The 15,370-nt window shown below is 64.8% G+C and carries 9 protein-coding genes and 1 riboswitch; of the genes, 5 read left to right on the forward strand and 4 right to left on the reverse strand.

Annotated elements, in window-relative coordinates; genetic code table 11:
- Positions 1-319: 319 nt before the first annotated feature.
- Positions 320-982 carry a thiaminase II gene (gene tenA / locus TZ03_RS16670; protein WP_051099200.1) on the reverse strand — a complete coding sequence of 221 codons (663 nt, stop codon included), beginning with the start codon at positions 980-982 and terminating at the stop codon, positions 320-322.
- Entirely contained in the window at positions 979-1,626 is a 648-nt protein-coding gene (locus TZ03_RS16675; protein WP_051099203.1) for a TenA family protein, read from the reverse strand. Before TZ03_RS16675 ends, tenA begins: the two co-directional genes overlap by 4 nt.
- Before the next feature lie 78 nt (positions 1,627-1,704).
- Positions 1,705-1,819, reverse strand: a riboswitch (TPP riboswitch).
- Positions 1,820-2,071: 252 nt separating this feature from the next.
- On the opposite strand from TZ03_RS16675, the gene TZ03_RS16680 reads away from it, so the two are divergent.
- The 3 genes from TZ03_RS16680 to TZ03_RS16690 all read left to right on the forward strand — a co-directional run bounded on the left by TZ03_RS16680 (position 2,072) and on the right by TZ03_RS16690 (position 9,130).
- A complete protein-coding gene (locus tag TZ03_RS16680) occupies positions 2,072-5,467 on the forward strand; it encodes an Ig-like domain-containing protein (protein WP_051099205.1) in 3,396 nt (1,131 codons plus the stop codon).
- Positions 5,468-5,752: 285 nt separating this feature from the next.
- Positions 5,753-6,736 (forward strand): SCO family protein, encoded by a 984-nt coding sequence (locus TZ03_RS16685; RefSeq protein WP_051099207.1) that lies wholly within the window; start codon positions 5,753-5,755, stop codon positions 6,734-6,736.
- Between the two features lie 81 nt (positions 6,737-6,817).
- Positions 6,818-9,130, forward strand: a complete 2,313-nt coding sequence (locus tag TZ03_RS16690; protein WP_051099209.1) for a putative bifunctional diguanylate cyclase/phosphodiesterase — start codon at positions 6,818-6,820, stop codon at positions 9,128-9,130.
- Positions 9,131-9,362: 232 nt separating this feature from the next.
- Here the strand turns inward: TZ03_RS16690 and TZ03_RS16695 are convergent, their stop codons facing one another.
- A complete protein-coding gene (locus tag TZ03_RS16695; protein ID WP_051099211.1) occupies positions 9,363-10,502 on the reverse strand; it encodes a glycerate kinase in 1,140 nt (379 codons plus the stop codon).
- 318 nt (positions 10,503-10,820) lie between these two features.
- Positions 10,821-11,918 carry a sugar diacid recognition domain-containing protein gene (locus TZ03_RS16700; RefSeq protein WP_051099213.1) on the reverse strand — a complete coding sequence of 366 codons (1,098 nt, stop codon included), beginning with the start codon at positions 11,916-11,918 and terminating at the stop codon, positions 10,821-10,823.
- 163 nt (positions 11,919-12,081) lie between these two features.
- Between TZ03_RS16700 and TZ03_RS16705 the strand changes: the two genes are divergently transcribed.
- Entirely contained in the window at positions 12,082-13,410 is a 1,329-nt protein-coding gene (locus TZ03_RS16705; protein ID WP_051099215.1) for an MFS transporter, read from the forward strand.
- Positions 13,411-13,609: 199 nt separating this feature from the next.
- Positions 13,610-15,130, forward strand: coding sequence for an apoptosis inducing factor family protein (locus TZ03_RS16710; RefSeq protein ID WP_051099217.1), 1,521 nt, complete (start codon positions 13,610-13,612; stop codon positions 15,128-15,130).
- Positions 15,131-15,370 lie beyond the last annotated feature (240 nt).

The raw sequence follows: 15,370 nt of genomic DNA on the forward strand, positions 1-15,370 counted from the left end.
GCCGGTGCCATCCACCGCGCTGGATTCTTCGCGGGCAAGCCCGCTCCTACACAGGTACTGTGCAGGCTTCGGGCTCACGCTATACGTGTAGGAGCGGCTTTAGCCGCGAACACCGGCAAAGCCGGTGCCATCCACCGCGCTGGATTCTTCGCGGGCAAGCCCGCTCCTACACAGGTGCTGTGCAGGTTTCGGGCTCACGCTATACGTGTAGGAGCGGCTTTAGCCGCGAACACCGGCAAAGCCGGTGCCATAAACCGCGTCGCCTGCTTCGCGGGACAAGCCCGCTGCCACAAAGGCCCGCGCAGCTCTGTGCAGCGGCTTACTGGCTGGCCAACCCCATCTGCCAGAAATCCGCCTCCAGGCTGGACGCCTGGGCAAAAATGCCTGCCAGCTCGGCGAACCGCTGTTCGGTCATGCTCCGCGCTGCCAATTCATCCAGGTGCTTGCGCGCCGCGGCCGCCACCGCCTGGTAGCCCTCCCCGGCATACTCGCCAATCCACTCACGGTACGGGTGATCGCTGAGGTCGCCAATACGCTCGGCCAATGTCTGGCCAATCTGCGCATAGCCGATCACACAAGGTGCCAAGGCCACATGCAGCTCCAGCAGGTCACCAGCGGCGCCGCAATCCAGGACATAGCGGGTATAGGCCACGGTGGCCTGGTGCTCTGGCGCCGCCTCGATATCGGCCTGGGTCAGCCCCCAGCGTGCGCACAGGCGCAAGTGCAGCTCGGTTTCATCCAGAATCGCCGCCAGCCCGGCCTGCGCGGCGCGGATGTCGGCCGGGCGACGGCTCTTGTAGGCGGCCAGCGCCCAGGCGCGGGCGAACTGGATGAGGAACAGGTAATCCTGCACCAGGTAGGTCCGGAAGGCTGCTTCGCTGAGCGTTCCCTCGCCCATCTGGCGCACGAAGTCGTGGTCTACATAGCTGTTCCACTGGGGCGCGGCTGCGGCCTTGAGGCGGTCGAAGATATCCATGCTCATTTGTCCTCTGGGTAGACAGCTTCGAAGAAGGCCAGCTCCAGCGCCACGGTGCGCTGGTAGAAGTCACCCGCCAACGCGGCTTCCTGCGGGCCAACGCGGTCGAGTTCGGCCTGCAGGAAGGCGACGAAGTCCTGGAACGCCGGGTTGTCGTGCAGGGTGATCCACTCGGCGTGGACGAAGTTGTCCGGCAGCGGTTTTGGCGCCTTGAGCGCCCAGTCCAGGTACAGGCCTTCGGCAACGTTGAGCACCGCCAACGCCGCCGCATAGGAACGGCTGGCCGCCGCTTCGCGCATGATCGCCTTGAAGCCCGCGGTTGGCGCGGTATCGGCCGCTTCGTTGCGCTGTCCCGGGCTTACGCCCAGGGCCTCGAAGGCACGCAGGAAGTAGGTGTTCTCGTCGCTGGAGATCATCCCGGCAAAGCGGCCGAAGCGCAGGCGCGCCTCGAAGGTGTCGGCAGTGGCGATGGCCGCGCCCAGCAGGGTCAGGAAGCTGTCCAGGAAGCGGTGGTCCTGGACCAGGTAGCGGACCATCATCGGGTCCGGCAAGCTGCCGTCGCACAATTGGGTCACGAAGCGGTGGCCAACGGCCGCCGACCAGGTCGGCTCGCTGTGGCGGCGCAGGGTCTGGCTGAAGCGTTCGGTCATGAGGCTGTCCTTGATGGGGGTGACAGCGAGACCGTGGTGGTTGGCATGGACTGGCCTCGCAGTGAGGCCGGCAAAAAGGCAGGTGACAAGGCCCATCCCTTCGCCGGCATGATCCGGATCAGGTTCGAAGGGTCACCGCGCTGCAGTCTGTAGCGGTTTCTCAGCCCGTTGCCGGGCTCCCCTTGGTGGCGCTCAGGTATACCCCAGCGCGCCGCCGCTGTCACTACCCAAACCACCCGATCAGCGGGCATTGGGTGACCCGCTTGTGGGGACTTTTACCCACTCCTTGACGCCCCGTTATTTAGCGCACATCAGGAATCCCAAGGATTTGTTTAACAAATCATTACGGAAATATCTATTGGCACAGCTGTTGCTCAGGCCCCTAAACCAGGCAAAACGCCATTGATGGCTACGCGCCATATAGCCGCGAGCGAGGCAAAAGGCAATGAAAACACCTGCCGTGATCCCCCATGCTAGGTACGCATTCCAGCTATCCTCCGTCACTGCGCTGATGCTCAGCCTCGGGCTGATCAGCGCCATGGCGGCCCCCCTCGACGACAACAGCCCGCCGACGCCGACCGACCCGTCGGCCTACACCGACCAGCCAGCCGACCCGAACCCGGCCTTGCTCAACCTGTTCACCCTGCCGGAAGCCAACGAAGGTTCGCTGGAGCTCAACGATGGTGTGTTCGGCAATCGCAACACGGTCCGCATCGACAACGTGCTGCCACCGGCACTGCAAACCTCCGACAGGTACCCTACCAATGGCAAGCCCAGCCCCTTGTTCGGCGCGCAACCATTCACCCAGCAGCTGCTGTTGTTCGAAGAGTTCGGGTCAGAGAAGCTCGACCCGACCACGCCACCGCCCGAATTGACCTTCCCCGTACCGACCCTGGGCGCGGCCCCCGCGCAAGACCCCAACGTGGTGGCGCGCAGCGGGCCAAGTGGCACGGCGCTGGAAGCGTTCCTCAAACAACCCGGCCTGTACCCGTTCCCGACCCAGTACTCCAACGTGCTGGATCGCAACCCTTGGAAGGCGCAGATCGAGATGTTTCTCAACCGCCACCCGGTCGGCTCGCCAGCCGAAGGCCGCCCGCCAGGAAAAGGCTGGTCGCACCAGCGCTGGAACGAGTTCTACCCGCAGGCGGCGTTCAAGACCGCCCAGGCCGGGGCACGCATCAACCTCGGCCTGCGTGACCGCAAACAGCTGCACAACTACGCGGCCGGCGAGTTCGCACCGGGTGGCCTGTACTACCAGGCCTCCGACATCCCAACCACGCTAGGCACCACCAAGGGCATCGACACCCGCTTCCATCCGAGCATGCCGCTGCAGAACCACAAATCGCTATGGACCTTCGACGGCACCTTCCCACCCAAGCTGCTGATGGTGCGTTATGGCCAGCCGATCCTGATGCGCCATTACAATGCCCTGCCGATCGACCCCTCGGCCAACGGCGGCTTTGGCCTGCATACCATCTCGACCCACGAGCACAACGGCCACTCCCCGGCCGAGAGCGATGGCTACGCCAACGCCTACTTCTTCCCCGGCCAGTACTACGACTACCGCTGGCCGGTACAGCTGGCCGGCTATGACACCATCAACACCCGCGCCCAGGACCCGCGTGCAGCCTTCCCCTGCTCGCCGGGTGAAACCTTGTTCGTCAACGACGGCTCACCAGGGCTGAAAACCTGCGAGAACGGCAGCATCAAGATTCGTGGCGACTGGCGCGAAACCATGAGTACCCACTGGTTCCACGACCACATGATGGATTTCACGGCGCAGAACGTCTACAAGGGCAACGCCGTGATGATGAACTACTACAGCGCCCTGGACCGTGGCAACGAGGCTCTGCAGGATGGCGTCAACCTGCGCTTCCCCAGCGGTTCTGCCATGCCATGGGGTAACCGTGACTACGACGTCAACCTGGTGATCGCCGACAAGGCCTGGGACGCCAATGGCCAACTGTGGTTCAACCCGTTCAACACCGATGGCTTCCTGGGCGACCAGATCCTGGTCAACTGGCAGTACCAGCCCAGGCTCAAGGTCCGCGCGCGCAGTTATCGCTTCCGTATCCTCAACGGCTCGGTATCGCGTTACTTCAAGTTCGCCGTGGTGCGTGAGATTGCCGGCAACAGCGGCGAATTCAAAGGGCCGTCCGGTTCCAACCTGTCATATGCGCGGGTGCCCTTCCACATGATCGCCAACGACGGCAACATCATGGAACACAGCGTGCCGTTCGACGGTACCCTGGACCTCAACGGCGATGGCAACCTGCAGGACAACAACGGCATCCTGCCGCTGCAAGCCATCGCCGAGCGCTACGACATCATCATCAACTTCGCCAAGAACGGCATCAAGGTCGGCGACAAGCTGTACTTCGTCAACCTGATGGAACACCGCACCGGCAAAGGCCCGGAGGAGGCTATCTCGCTGGCCGATGTGCTGTCGGAGAAGTACAAGGCGGTGATCAAGCAGACCAGCAAGGGCCCGCAGTGGGATAAAGGCGACCCGGTGGTCGGCAAATTCCTGCAGTTGCTGGTGCAGCCCTACACCGGCCAGGACCTGAGCATGGACCCGGTGGCCTACGAGCCAGCCAAACCGGGCAAGGCCGAAGGCCTGAAAATGCTCCCGCTGCCGATCGACCGCAACTCGCCCAGCGACCGCGCCAAGCTCAAGGATGCCCGCCACCGCGAGTTCATCTTCGGCCGCTCTGACGGTACCGACAGCGCCCCCTGGACCATCAAGACCGACGGTGGCTTCGGCTACAGCATGGACCCTCGACGCATCAGTGCCGCGCCACAGCTGGCCAACCAGGCCACCGATGCCGGCTTCAGCGGCGATGGCACCCTGGAAGTGTGGAAAATCGTCAACGGCGGCAATGGCTGGAGCCACCCGGTGCATGTGCACTTCGAGGAAGGCGTGATTCTCAGCCGTGACGGCAAGGCCCCTCCGGAATGGGAAAAATGGGCGCGCAAGGACGTCTACCGCATCGGCCCGGAAGACGACTCGTCAGAGGAAGTGGAAGTGGCCATTCGTTTCCGCGAATTTGCTGGCACCTACATGGAGCACTGCCACAACACCCAGCATGAAGACACGTCGATGCTGCTGCGCTGGGACCTGGAACACCCCGGCCAGTTCCAGGTGATGCCAACCCCGCTGCCGGGGTGGGATGGGGTGGAGTACATGGCTTCGGTTGGCCTGCCGACCTTCCGCAGCAAAGGCCACAAGGAGGATGACGACCCGACCAACAAACCGCCCGTGGCGGCCAACGACAGCGCGGCAACCACAGCCGGCAAGCCGATCACCCTGAACGTGCTGGCCAACGATAGCGATCCAGACGGCAACCTGCCGTTGACCGTCACCGGCCTTAGCCAGCCGGACTCCGGCCAGGGCAGCACCAGCACCGACGGCACCACGGTGAGCTACACCCCACCGGCCACGGTCGACACGCCGTTCACCGCCAGCTTCAACTACACGGTGCGTGATGCCAAGGGTGCCGAATCGCTGACCCCGGCCACGGTCAGCATTGCCGTGAGCCCGGCGGCGGCGGTCGACCAGATCCAGGTCACCAGTGCTACGGTGCAGTTGCGCAGTGGTAACCGGTACACCTGGGACCTGGCGGGTACCACCTCGGTGGCCACGGGCAACAGCATCAGCGTGACGGCGGCAACCACCAGCGGCCCGCTGAGCCTGGGCATGGCCACGCTGAGCCCCGCCCCCAGCGGTGCCCGCTGGCGGTTGTCGGTGACCACCACCGACAGCGTCCTGGCAACGCCGGCGACGGTAACCGTGCAATCGGCGCTGGGGCAGAGTGTGACGGTGCCAATCAGCGTCAAGTGAGTGTAAAGCGGGGGGCCGCTGCGCGGCCCATCGCCGGCAAGCCAGCTCCCACAGGTAGCGCGCAACTTCAAGCACTGCTACCTGCCTTGGCCGCATCGCTGGCAAGCCAGCTTCCACAGGTAGTGCACAACTGCAAGCACTGCTACCTGCATTGGCCTCATCGCTGGCAAGCCAGCTCCCACAGGATGGAGCTTGGCTTGAGGCCGGCGCGGTCGAGGTGGGAGCCGGCTTGCCGGCGATGGGCCGCGCAGCGGCCCCAATATCCCAATCGACGAGGACTGCATCATGGCCGGTTCATGGCGTATTCTGCTCGTGCTCTCGCTGTTCGCTGCCAGCATCCCGTTCTGGCCGCTACAGCCGCAACAACCCGTGGCCGAGGAAGCCACAAGCCCCTGGGGCGCCGACTACTTCCCCAACATCCCCCTGCTCACCCAGGATGGCGAAAAGGTGCATTTCTTCGACGACCTGATCAAGGACAAGGTGGTCGCCATCAATTTCATCTTCACCGGCTGCTCCGACTCCTGCCCGGTGGAAACCGCCCGCCTGCGCCAGGTACAGAAGATTCTGGGTGACCGGGTCGGCAAGGACATCTTCCTCTACTCCATCAGCATCGACCCGTACAACGACACCCCCGCCACCTTGAAGCGCTACGCCGAAAAGTTCGGTATCGGCCCCGGCTGGACCCTACTCACCGGCGAGCCCGGCGACATCGAGCAATTGCGCCGTAGCCTGGGCCTCTACATCGAGGGCCTGGAAAACGGCCGCTCCAAGGACCACAACCTGAGCCTGATCATCGGCAACCAGGCCTCCGGTCGCTGGATGAAGGCCTCGCCCTTCGAAAGCCCGTACATCCTCGCCGACCGCCTGGGCAACAGCCTGCACAACTGGAAACAGGCCAGCGCCATGACCAATGACTATGCCCAGGCCCCCGAGGTGCGTGCACCCAGCAGTGGCGAGCAGATCTTCCGTACCCGCTGCTCGTCCTGCCACACCCTGGGCAATGCCGAGCCAGGCCCACGGGGTATCGGCCCGGACCTGCTGGGCGTGACCCGCCAGCGTGACGCCAGCTGGCTGAGCCGCTGGCTCAAGGAGCCCGACCAGATGCTGGCAGAGAAAGATCCCCTGGCCATGCTGTTGTATGAACAATACAACCGCCTGGCCATGCCCAACATGCGCTTGGGTGACGCCGAAGTCAGTGCCTTGATCAGCTACATGGAAGAGGAAACCGCGCGTCTGCAGGCCCCCTTGGCGGATACTGGAAAGCCTTAAAGGCAATTAGCCACTAGTCATTAGGCTGTCATCTCACTGTCGTATTTTCCGAGTATCACCCAGGGTCGGGAACTACCAGCAGTGATTCGCCGTTCGCTTTCATCCGCCAGCCTCCTGCGGCTGCTGATCCTGATGCTCTGTGCAGTCACCCTGGCCTTTCTCTGGGGGCTGCACGTTTCGCAGAAAGATGCAGCCCGCCGGGTTGCGCTGTCGGCCAAGGCCGCCGAGCACCTGAACCTGGCCAGTATGGTCGGCGAAAGCCTGCGCCAACTGGTCGACCGCGCCCAGACCGTGGGCCGGGTGACCCAGGGCGACATGAAACTGTTGCGCCAGGGCAACTTCAGCCTGGCGCGGGTCCTGGCCGCAGACCCGCTGTTCAAACGCATTAGCCTCTACGACCGGCAAGGCAGGCTGTTGGCTGCCAGCCATGCCGACGAGGCCGCCGAGCTGCCCGAGGACTGGTTGCGCCAGTTGCAACGGCACGTTGGCCGCTACGGTTTCAAACCTTTCCTGCCCAGCGTACAGAGCCCCAGTCAGTTGGCCACCCTGCCCTTTCTGCTGCCACTGACCGACCTGCCCGGCCGCGAAATCGGCAGTATCCTGGTGGTGCAACTGGATATCGCTTACCTGGCGGTGCTGTTCCAGCACATCGACCTGGGCAGCACTGGCGTGATGCGCCTGTTGCAGGATGATGGCCTGGAGCGGTTGCGCATCGACACCAGTGGCGTGGTGATGGCCGCTGACGCAATGGCGCCCGCGCTGCCGGACAGCGACAGAGAATCGGGCATGCTGACCCAGTACTCGGCCGGCGCCCCCTACCAGAGTTTGTACCGGCGTGTGCCTGAGCGCGGATTCAGCGTGGTGCTCAGCCAGCGCCAGGATGAGATCCTGGCTGCTTCCGCGCAGGCCTATGCCAGGCAGTTCTGGCTGAACCTGGGCATGACTCTGATGATCCTTGCCAGCCTGCTTTGGACCTTACGCCTGTTGCACAAGCGCCAAGAGGCCTTCAGCGCCCTGGAGCATGCCCAGCAAGTCAACCAGCAACTGATCGGCCGCCTCGAGGACGAACACCGGCGCAGTAGCCACGCGGCCGCCACCGACCACCTCAGCGGCCTGCACAACCGCCGTCAGTTCGTCGAGGTGGCCGGCCTGGCGCTGACCCAGCAACGCGGCAAGCGCCGGCTGATGGCGATCCTGTTCATCGACATGGACCGTTTCAAGTCAATCAACGATTCGCTCGGGCACAAGATCGGCGACCTGCTGCTACAGGCCGTGGCCGGGCGTATCCGGCGCCTGCTGGCCCCCGGCGACGAGGCTTCGCGCTTTGGTGGCGACGAGTTCGTGGTACTGCTGGCGGGCGAACGCAGTGAAGAGCAGATCAATGCCTGGGTCCGCGAACTGGTGCAGAAGCTGTCGGCCACCTACGCCCTGGACGACCAGGAGGTCAACACCAGCCCCAGCGTGGGCGTGAGTATCTGCCCGCGCGATGGCCAGGACATCGACAGCCTGATCCGCAGTGCCGATGCCGCGATGTATTCGGCCAAACAGGCCGGGCGGGCGCAGTACCGCTTCTTCGACCCCTCGCTGAACCGCGCCGATATCCACGCCTTCATCCTCGAACAGGCATTCGCAGGCGCCCTGGCCGAACGCCAGTTCGTGCTGCACTACCAGCCGCAGATTCGTCTCGACACCCAGCAGGTGCAGGGCTACGAAGCGTTGGTGCGTTGGGACCACCCTGAGTTCGGCCTGCTTTACCCGGACCGTTTCATCGACCTGGCCGAGCGCAGCGGCTTCATTGTCGAGTTGGGTTGGGAGGTGTTACGCCTGGCCTGTGAAACCTTGGCGGGCTGGGACGCCCAAGGCCGGGATACGCGGCTGGCGGTCAATGTATCGGCGCTGCAGTTGCGCCAGGCTGACTTCGCTGCGCGGCTGTTGGGCGAATTGCAGCAGTATGGGATTGCCCCACAGCGGCTGGAGCTGGAAATCACCGAAACCTCCATCCTCGACTCCAAGGACACGGCAGTGGCGCACCTTCACACCCTGCGTGATGCCGGCCTGGGCGTCAGCCTGGACGATTTCGGCCGCGGCTACGCCGGCTTTGCCCACCTGCACTCACTGCCGCTGAGCAAGCTGAAGATCGACCGCTCGCTGATTGCGCCGCTGTCCAACAGCCACGACGACAGCCCGATCGTATCCTCCACCATCATCCTGGCCAAGCGGCTGGGCCTGGAAGTGGTGGCCGAAGGCGTGGAAACCCGCGAACAGCTCGTTTGCCTGAAGCTAGCCGGCTGCGATATCGCCCAGGGCTACCACTTCAGCCGGCCGCTGTCGCTGACGCACCTGCACGACTATCCGCCGTTCAACGACGTCGAGGACAAGGTATGCGTGTGTTGAAATGCCTGGCCGGCTCGCCCGTGAAGAATCCAGCACGGTGGATGGCACCGGCTTTGCCGGTGTTCGCGGGCATGCCCGCTCCCACAGGTATAGCGTGAGCCCGAAACCTGCGCAGTACCTGTGGGAGCGGGTTCACCCGCGAAGAATCCAGCACGGTGGATGGCACCGGCTTTGCCGGTGTTCGCGGCTAAAGCCGCTCCCACAGGTATAGCGTGAGCCCGAAACCTGCCCTTCAACCCTGCTTCGCGCAGCGCCACAGCCGGCCAATGTCACAAGCCCGCGCCCGCAGCAACTCGGCAGCATTGGCACATGCCTGCTCCAGGCTCATCGGCCCGCTGGCCAGGGCAAAGGCTGCGTCGACCCCATGGGCATACAGCTGCTGGTAGCCCTCACCCAGGGTCCCGGCCAGCACCACTACCGGCACGCCATGGCGCTTGGCGACCCGGGCCACGCCCATCGGTGTCTTGCCCCGCAAGGTCTGGGCATCGAACCGGCCCTCACCGGTCACTACCAGATCGGCCCCTTGCACCAAGGCGTCCAGGCCGGCCAACTCGGCCACCACCTCCACCCCAGGGCGGAACTGCGCGCCCATGAATGCCCTGGCAGCGAAGCCCATGCCACCGGCAGCGCCACAGCCTGGGTAGTCGCGTACATCCTTGCTCAGCAGCTGCGCACAGTGGTCGGCAAAATGCCCCAATGCCAGGTCCAGCGCCTGCACCTGCTGCGGGTTGGCACCCTTCTGCGGGCCGAAGATCGCCGATGCGCCGTTGGCCCCGCACAGCGGGTTGTCGACGTCGGCTGCGACCTCGAACTGTACCTCGGCCAGGCGTGGATCGAGGTCGCTGGCATCGATGCGGGCGAGCTTGCCCAAGGCGAGCCCACCTTCCTCCAGCGCTTGCCCGTCAGCATCCAGCAGGCGCAGGCCCAGCGCCCGCAACATGCCACTGCCGGCGTCGTTGGTAGCGCTGCCGCCGATGGCCAGTACCACCCGCTGTGCCCCGGCGGCCAGGGCAGCGGCAATCAGTTCACCAGTGCCCCAGGTGCTGCTGCGGCAGGCATCGCGCTGACCGCTCGGTACCAACTGCAGGCCACTGGCCTGGGCCATTTCGATGATCGCCGTGCGGCTTTGCGGCAACCAGCCCCAGCCGGCTTCGACGCTTTGCCCCAATGGTCCGCGCACGGTCTGGCGGCGCAGCTCACCATGACTGGCGGCAAGGATCGCCTCCATGGTGCCTTCGCCGCCATCGGCCATCGGGCATTCGACCAGCTCTGCTTCCGGCCACGCCTCGCCCAGGCCCGCCGCAATGGCGCGGGCGACACCGGCAGCGTCGAGGCTGTCCTTGAACGAGTCGGGGGCAATGACGATCTTCATGGCGATTCTCCTGTCCTGATGAGCGGCATGCTGACAGCTGTTCGCCAGGGCGGCCTCGGTCAAATGCACAAAACGTTGGGCGGGTTGTTTGGGCAGATGCCTTTTCACCTGTTCCGGCCCTATCGCCGGCAAGCCAGCTCCCACAGGATGGACTGCTGCCTTCAGGCCTGTGTTGAACCTGTGGGAGCAACTGTCTTGTATTGCCTGGACTGGCCTCATCGCCGGCAAGCCACACACCGACACTGCACAGGCCTTGAGGCTGATGCGGTCCATGTGGGAGCTGGCTTGCCGGCGATAGGGCCAGTGCAGGTGAATACTTCAGTCAGCGGGCAGCAGCTGCAACCCCAGGTACAAGCTAAGCATCCCTTCCATGCGCAATGGGTCGACCTCACCCAGCTCGGCAATCCGCTCCAGGCGATAGCGCAGGCTGTTGCGGTGAATGCCCAGGGCATCGGCACAGGCCTGGCTCTGGCCGTCATGGGCGCACCAGGTACGCAGGGTGGTCAGCAACTGGCCACTGCTGTCCTTGGCGCGGATACGCTGCAGCGGCTCCAGCAGTTCATCCAGCGCATCATCGTTGCGATGCCGCCACAGCAACGCCGGCAGCCGGTAGCGCCGCAGGCTGAGCAGGCGTTCGCTGGGCAGTACTTCACGGCCATAGGCCAGCAAGTCGCGCACCCGACGGTAACCCCGGCGCAACTGCTCGAGGCTTTGCGCGGCACTGCCCAACGCCAGCCGTTCCACTTCCCAGCCATGGCGTTGCAGGCGTTCCAGCAGGCGCGGCTCATCCAGCGCCACACTCGCTGGCCGGCACCACAGCAACGACTGGCGGGCCGGGCTGACGCACCAGCTGTCCGGGTAGCGGCTCATCAACCACGCGGACAGCGCTTCGGCGGGCGCTCCCGAGGCCAGTTCGAACAGGCAGGGAATCCGCGGCAACTGCGGCTTCAGGCCTAGTTGACGGGCTTCGTCGAGCAACCTGGGGGAATCGCCGCTGCCGCCCAGCAACAGCGCCAGCAGGTCATCACAGCGCTGGCGCCGCCATTGCTGGTCGGCCTGCAAATGGCGCTGGGCCAGCAACATCTCGGCGGTCATGCGCACCAGTTCGCCGTAGGTACGCACCTGCTGCGGGTCGCCGGTCAGGCCCAGCACGCCCATCAACCGGCCGTCGAGCATCAGCGGCAGGTTCACCCCCGGCTGCACGCCCTTCAGGCACTTGGCCGCGTCGGTGTCCAGCTCGACGATCCGGCCGTTGGCCAGCACCAGTTGCGCGCCCTCGTGGCGGGTGTTGATGCGCTCCGGTTCGCCACTGCCGAGGATCAACCCCTGGCTGTCCATGACATTGACGTTGCACGGCAAAATGGCCATCGCCCGGTCAACGATATCCTGTGCCAGGTCATGGTCGAGTTCGAACATTCAATGGTCCTTTGGCGGTTAGGCTTTTGGGCTCGGGCACAGCCGACCGGCCCAAGCGCTGTGCAAAAGCACAAAGACAGGCACGCCGCAGTCCCCGAGACTCGTCAGGGCGAGCGCCGGCATAGGCGTCGCGGCGACAACCATAACAACAGAGAACCCGATCATGGCACACAGCCCCGCCCCTGACCAAGGCATGCACACCACCCGCAACGCGCTGTACCGGCGCATCACCTTGCGGCTGATTCCGTTCATCTTCATCTGCTACCTGTTCAACTACCTGGACCGCGTCAACGTCGGCTTCGCCAAGTTGCAGATGCTCGACGCACTGAAATTCAGCGAAACGGTGTACGGCCTTGGCGCCGGCATCTTCTTCATTGGCTACGTACTGTGCGGCCTGCCGAGCAACCTGGCACTCAACCGCTTCGGCCCACGGCGCTGGATCGCGCTGATGATGATCGCCTGGGGCAGCCTGTCCACCTGCCTGCTGTTCGTCACCACCCCCACCGAGTTCTACGCCCTGCGCCTGCTCACCGGCGCCGCCGAAGCCGGCTTCTTCCCGGGTGTGGTGCTGTACCTCTCACGCTGGTTCCCGGCTGCCCGCCGCGGCCGCATCATGGCCCTGTTCATGTCGGCGATCCCGGTATCGGGCCTGCTCGGCGGGCCATTCTCCGGCTGGATCCTCGAACACTTCGCCGCTGGCCAACACGGCTTGGCCGGCTGGCAGTGGATGTTCCTGATCCAGGGCCTGCCGACCGTTGCCCTGGGCGTGCTGGCGGTATTCCTGCTCAGCGACGGCTACCAGAAAGCCGCCTGGCTGAGCCCGGCCGAACGCCAACTGATCGCCACCGACCTGCAGGCCGACGCCGCCAGCAAGCCGAACACCACCGGCGACAGCGTGCTGGCCGTGCTGACCAACCCGCTGATCTGGACCTTCGGTTTCGTCTACTTCTGCATCCAGAGCGGCGTGTACGCGATCAACTTCTGGCTGCCGTCGATCATCAAGAACATGGGCTTCGACAACCCGTTGCTGATCGGCTGGCTCAGCGCCATCCCATATCTGCTGGCCGGTGTGTTCATGATCCTCTGCGGGCGCTCGGCCGACCTGCGCAACGAACGCCGCTGGCACCTTGTGGTGCCGATGCTGATGGGCGCCATCGGCCTGCTGATCGCGGTGAACTTCGCCGGCAACCCGGCCATTGCCATCCTCGGCCTGTCGATCGCCACCATGGGCGCCCTCACCGGCCTGCCGATGTTCTGGCCAATGCCCACCGCGCTGCTCAGCGCCGGTGCGGCGGTGGCCGGTTTGGCGATCATCAACTCGGTAGGCCAGATGGCGGGGTTCCTCAGCCCATACCTGGTGGGCTTCATCAAGGACCAGACTGGCTCCACCGATGCTGCGCTGTATTCGCTGGCGGCGTTGATCGTGCTGGGTAGCCTGGTGGCCTTGCGCGTGACGCGGGCTGGTGCGCTGAGTACTGCACGGGCCAGTTGAGGCATTCGCGGGCTTGCCCGCTCCCACAGGTTTGGCGCTGCCTTTGCAGCCTGCGCTGTACCTGTGGGAGCGGGCATGCCCGCGAAGAGGCCAGCGCAGACCACGCATGTACTGGCCACCCCCGCCGATCGTCAGCTCAACGCACCCCCTCCCCAACCCCGGCGTCAAATGGTTCCAAAGGCCCCTTTGGAGAAGCCCCATGACCCAGCACGCCGTGGCCCGCCTGGCCCAACTCGACGACCACCGCCCCCTGCGCGTGCAGGCCGGCAGCGAAGAACTCATCCTGATTCGCCAGGGCGACCAGGTGCACGCCTACCAAGGCAACTGTCCCCACGCCGGCGCCCCGCTCGATGAAGGTGTGGTTTGCGGCGGCCTGCTGGTCTGCCCCTGGCACAAGGCTGCATTCGCCGTCGACGAGGGTGCGGTCTGCGAGCCGCCGGCCCTGGCCGACCTACGCCGCTACAGGGCCTGGGTCAAAGGCGATGAAGTCTGGGTCGACGACCAGCCGCTGCCAGCAACCGAGCCACCACGGCATAGCGATGCCCGCTGCTTCGTGGTAGTCGGTGCCGGTGCCGCCGGCAGTGCCGCAGTCGCCACCCTGCTGGCCCATGGCTTCGCCGGCAGGCTGGTCTGGGTCGATCAGGAACGCCACCCCGCCTATGACCGTACCGCCCTCAGCAAATTCGTCATTGCCGGGCAAATGCCGCCCGATCAAGTTCCCGCCCTGCTTGAAGCCGACGCCCTGCGCCAGGGCCAGCTGGAGCGCAAGTACGGCAAGGTGCGCACACTTAATAGCCATAAGCGCCAACTCACCCTCGCCGACGGCCAACAGTTCGACTATGACGCCTGCCTGCTGGCCACCGGCGGCAAAGCACTGCGCCCCGATATCCCTGGTGTCGACCTGCCAGGTGTGTTCACCCTACGCTCACGCGAGGATGCCGCACAATTGCTTGACGCAGCCGAGCCCGGCCAGCCGCTGGTGATCGTCGGCGACGGCTTCATCGGCCTGGAGGCTGCCTCGGCCCTGCGCAAGTATGGCGCGCAAGTACAGGTAGTCACTCGCCATGAAGTGCCCCTGGCACGCCAGCTGGGCGAGCGCATCGGCCGCAGCATTCGCGAGCTGCACGAACGCAAAGGGGTCACCTTCCATGGCCCCACGGAAGTCGAGCGAATCGAAGGCCAGGACAGGGTCGAAGCAGTGCTGCTGGCTAACGGTGAACGGCTGCAGACGCCACTGGTGCTGCTGGGCACCGGGGTGAAACCAGCCACTGCCTTTGTCCAGGGCGTGCCGCTGGGCGAAGATCATTCGCTGCGGGTCGATGCTGAAATGCGCGCCGCTGATGGCCTGTGGGCCGCCGGTGATATCGCCACCTTCCCGCTCTCGGGGCAACCGGTGCGCATCGAACACTGGCGCCTGGCCCAGCAACACGGCGTAATCGCCGCCGCCAACATGCTCGGTGAACAGCGCCGCTACGCCGATGTACCGTTTTTCTGGACCTACCAGCACGGTCGCACCTACGAAGTGCTGGGGCACGCGCGGGACTGGGACCGTATCGAGTTCGTTGGTGAGCCTGAAAAAGGCGACTTCATTGCCCTGCAATGCATGGATGAACGGGTCGAGGCCGTCATCGCCAAGGGCTACTCCGATGCCATGGCGACGCTGTCGCAATGCATGAAGCGCCCATTGAGCCTGGAGGAGGCTTTGGCACTGATAGGCTGAGGGCCAATGCCAGCAATTTGGGGCCGCTGCGCGGCCCATCGCCGCGGCCCATCGCCGGCAAGCCAGCTCCCACCTCGACCGCATAGGCCTCAAGCCCTGTGCAGTACCTGTGGCTTGCCGGCGATGAGGCCAGCCCAGGCAATACAAGACAGTTGCTCCCACAGGGACTGCACAAAGCTTGAGATCTGCGCGGTACCTGTGGGAGCTGGCTTGCCGGCGATAGGGCCAGTACAAGTTACT

Origin of the sequence: Pseudomonas sp. 10-1B, from assembly GCF_000935045.1 — a bacterium.
In the GTDB taxonomy this organism is placed as follows: Bacteria; Pseudomonadota; Gammaproteobacteria; order Pseudomonadales; family Pseudomonadaceae; genus Aquipseudomonas.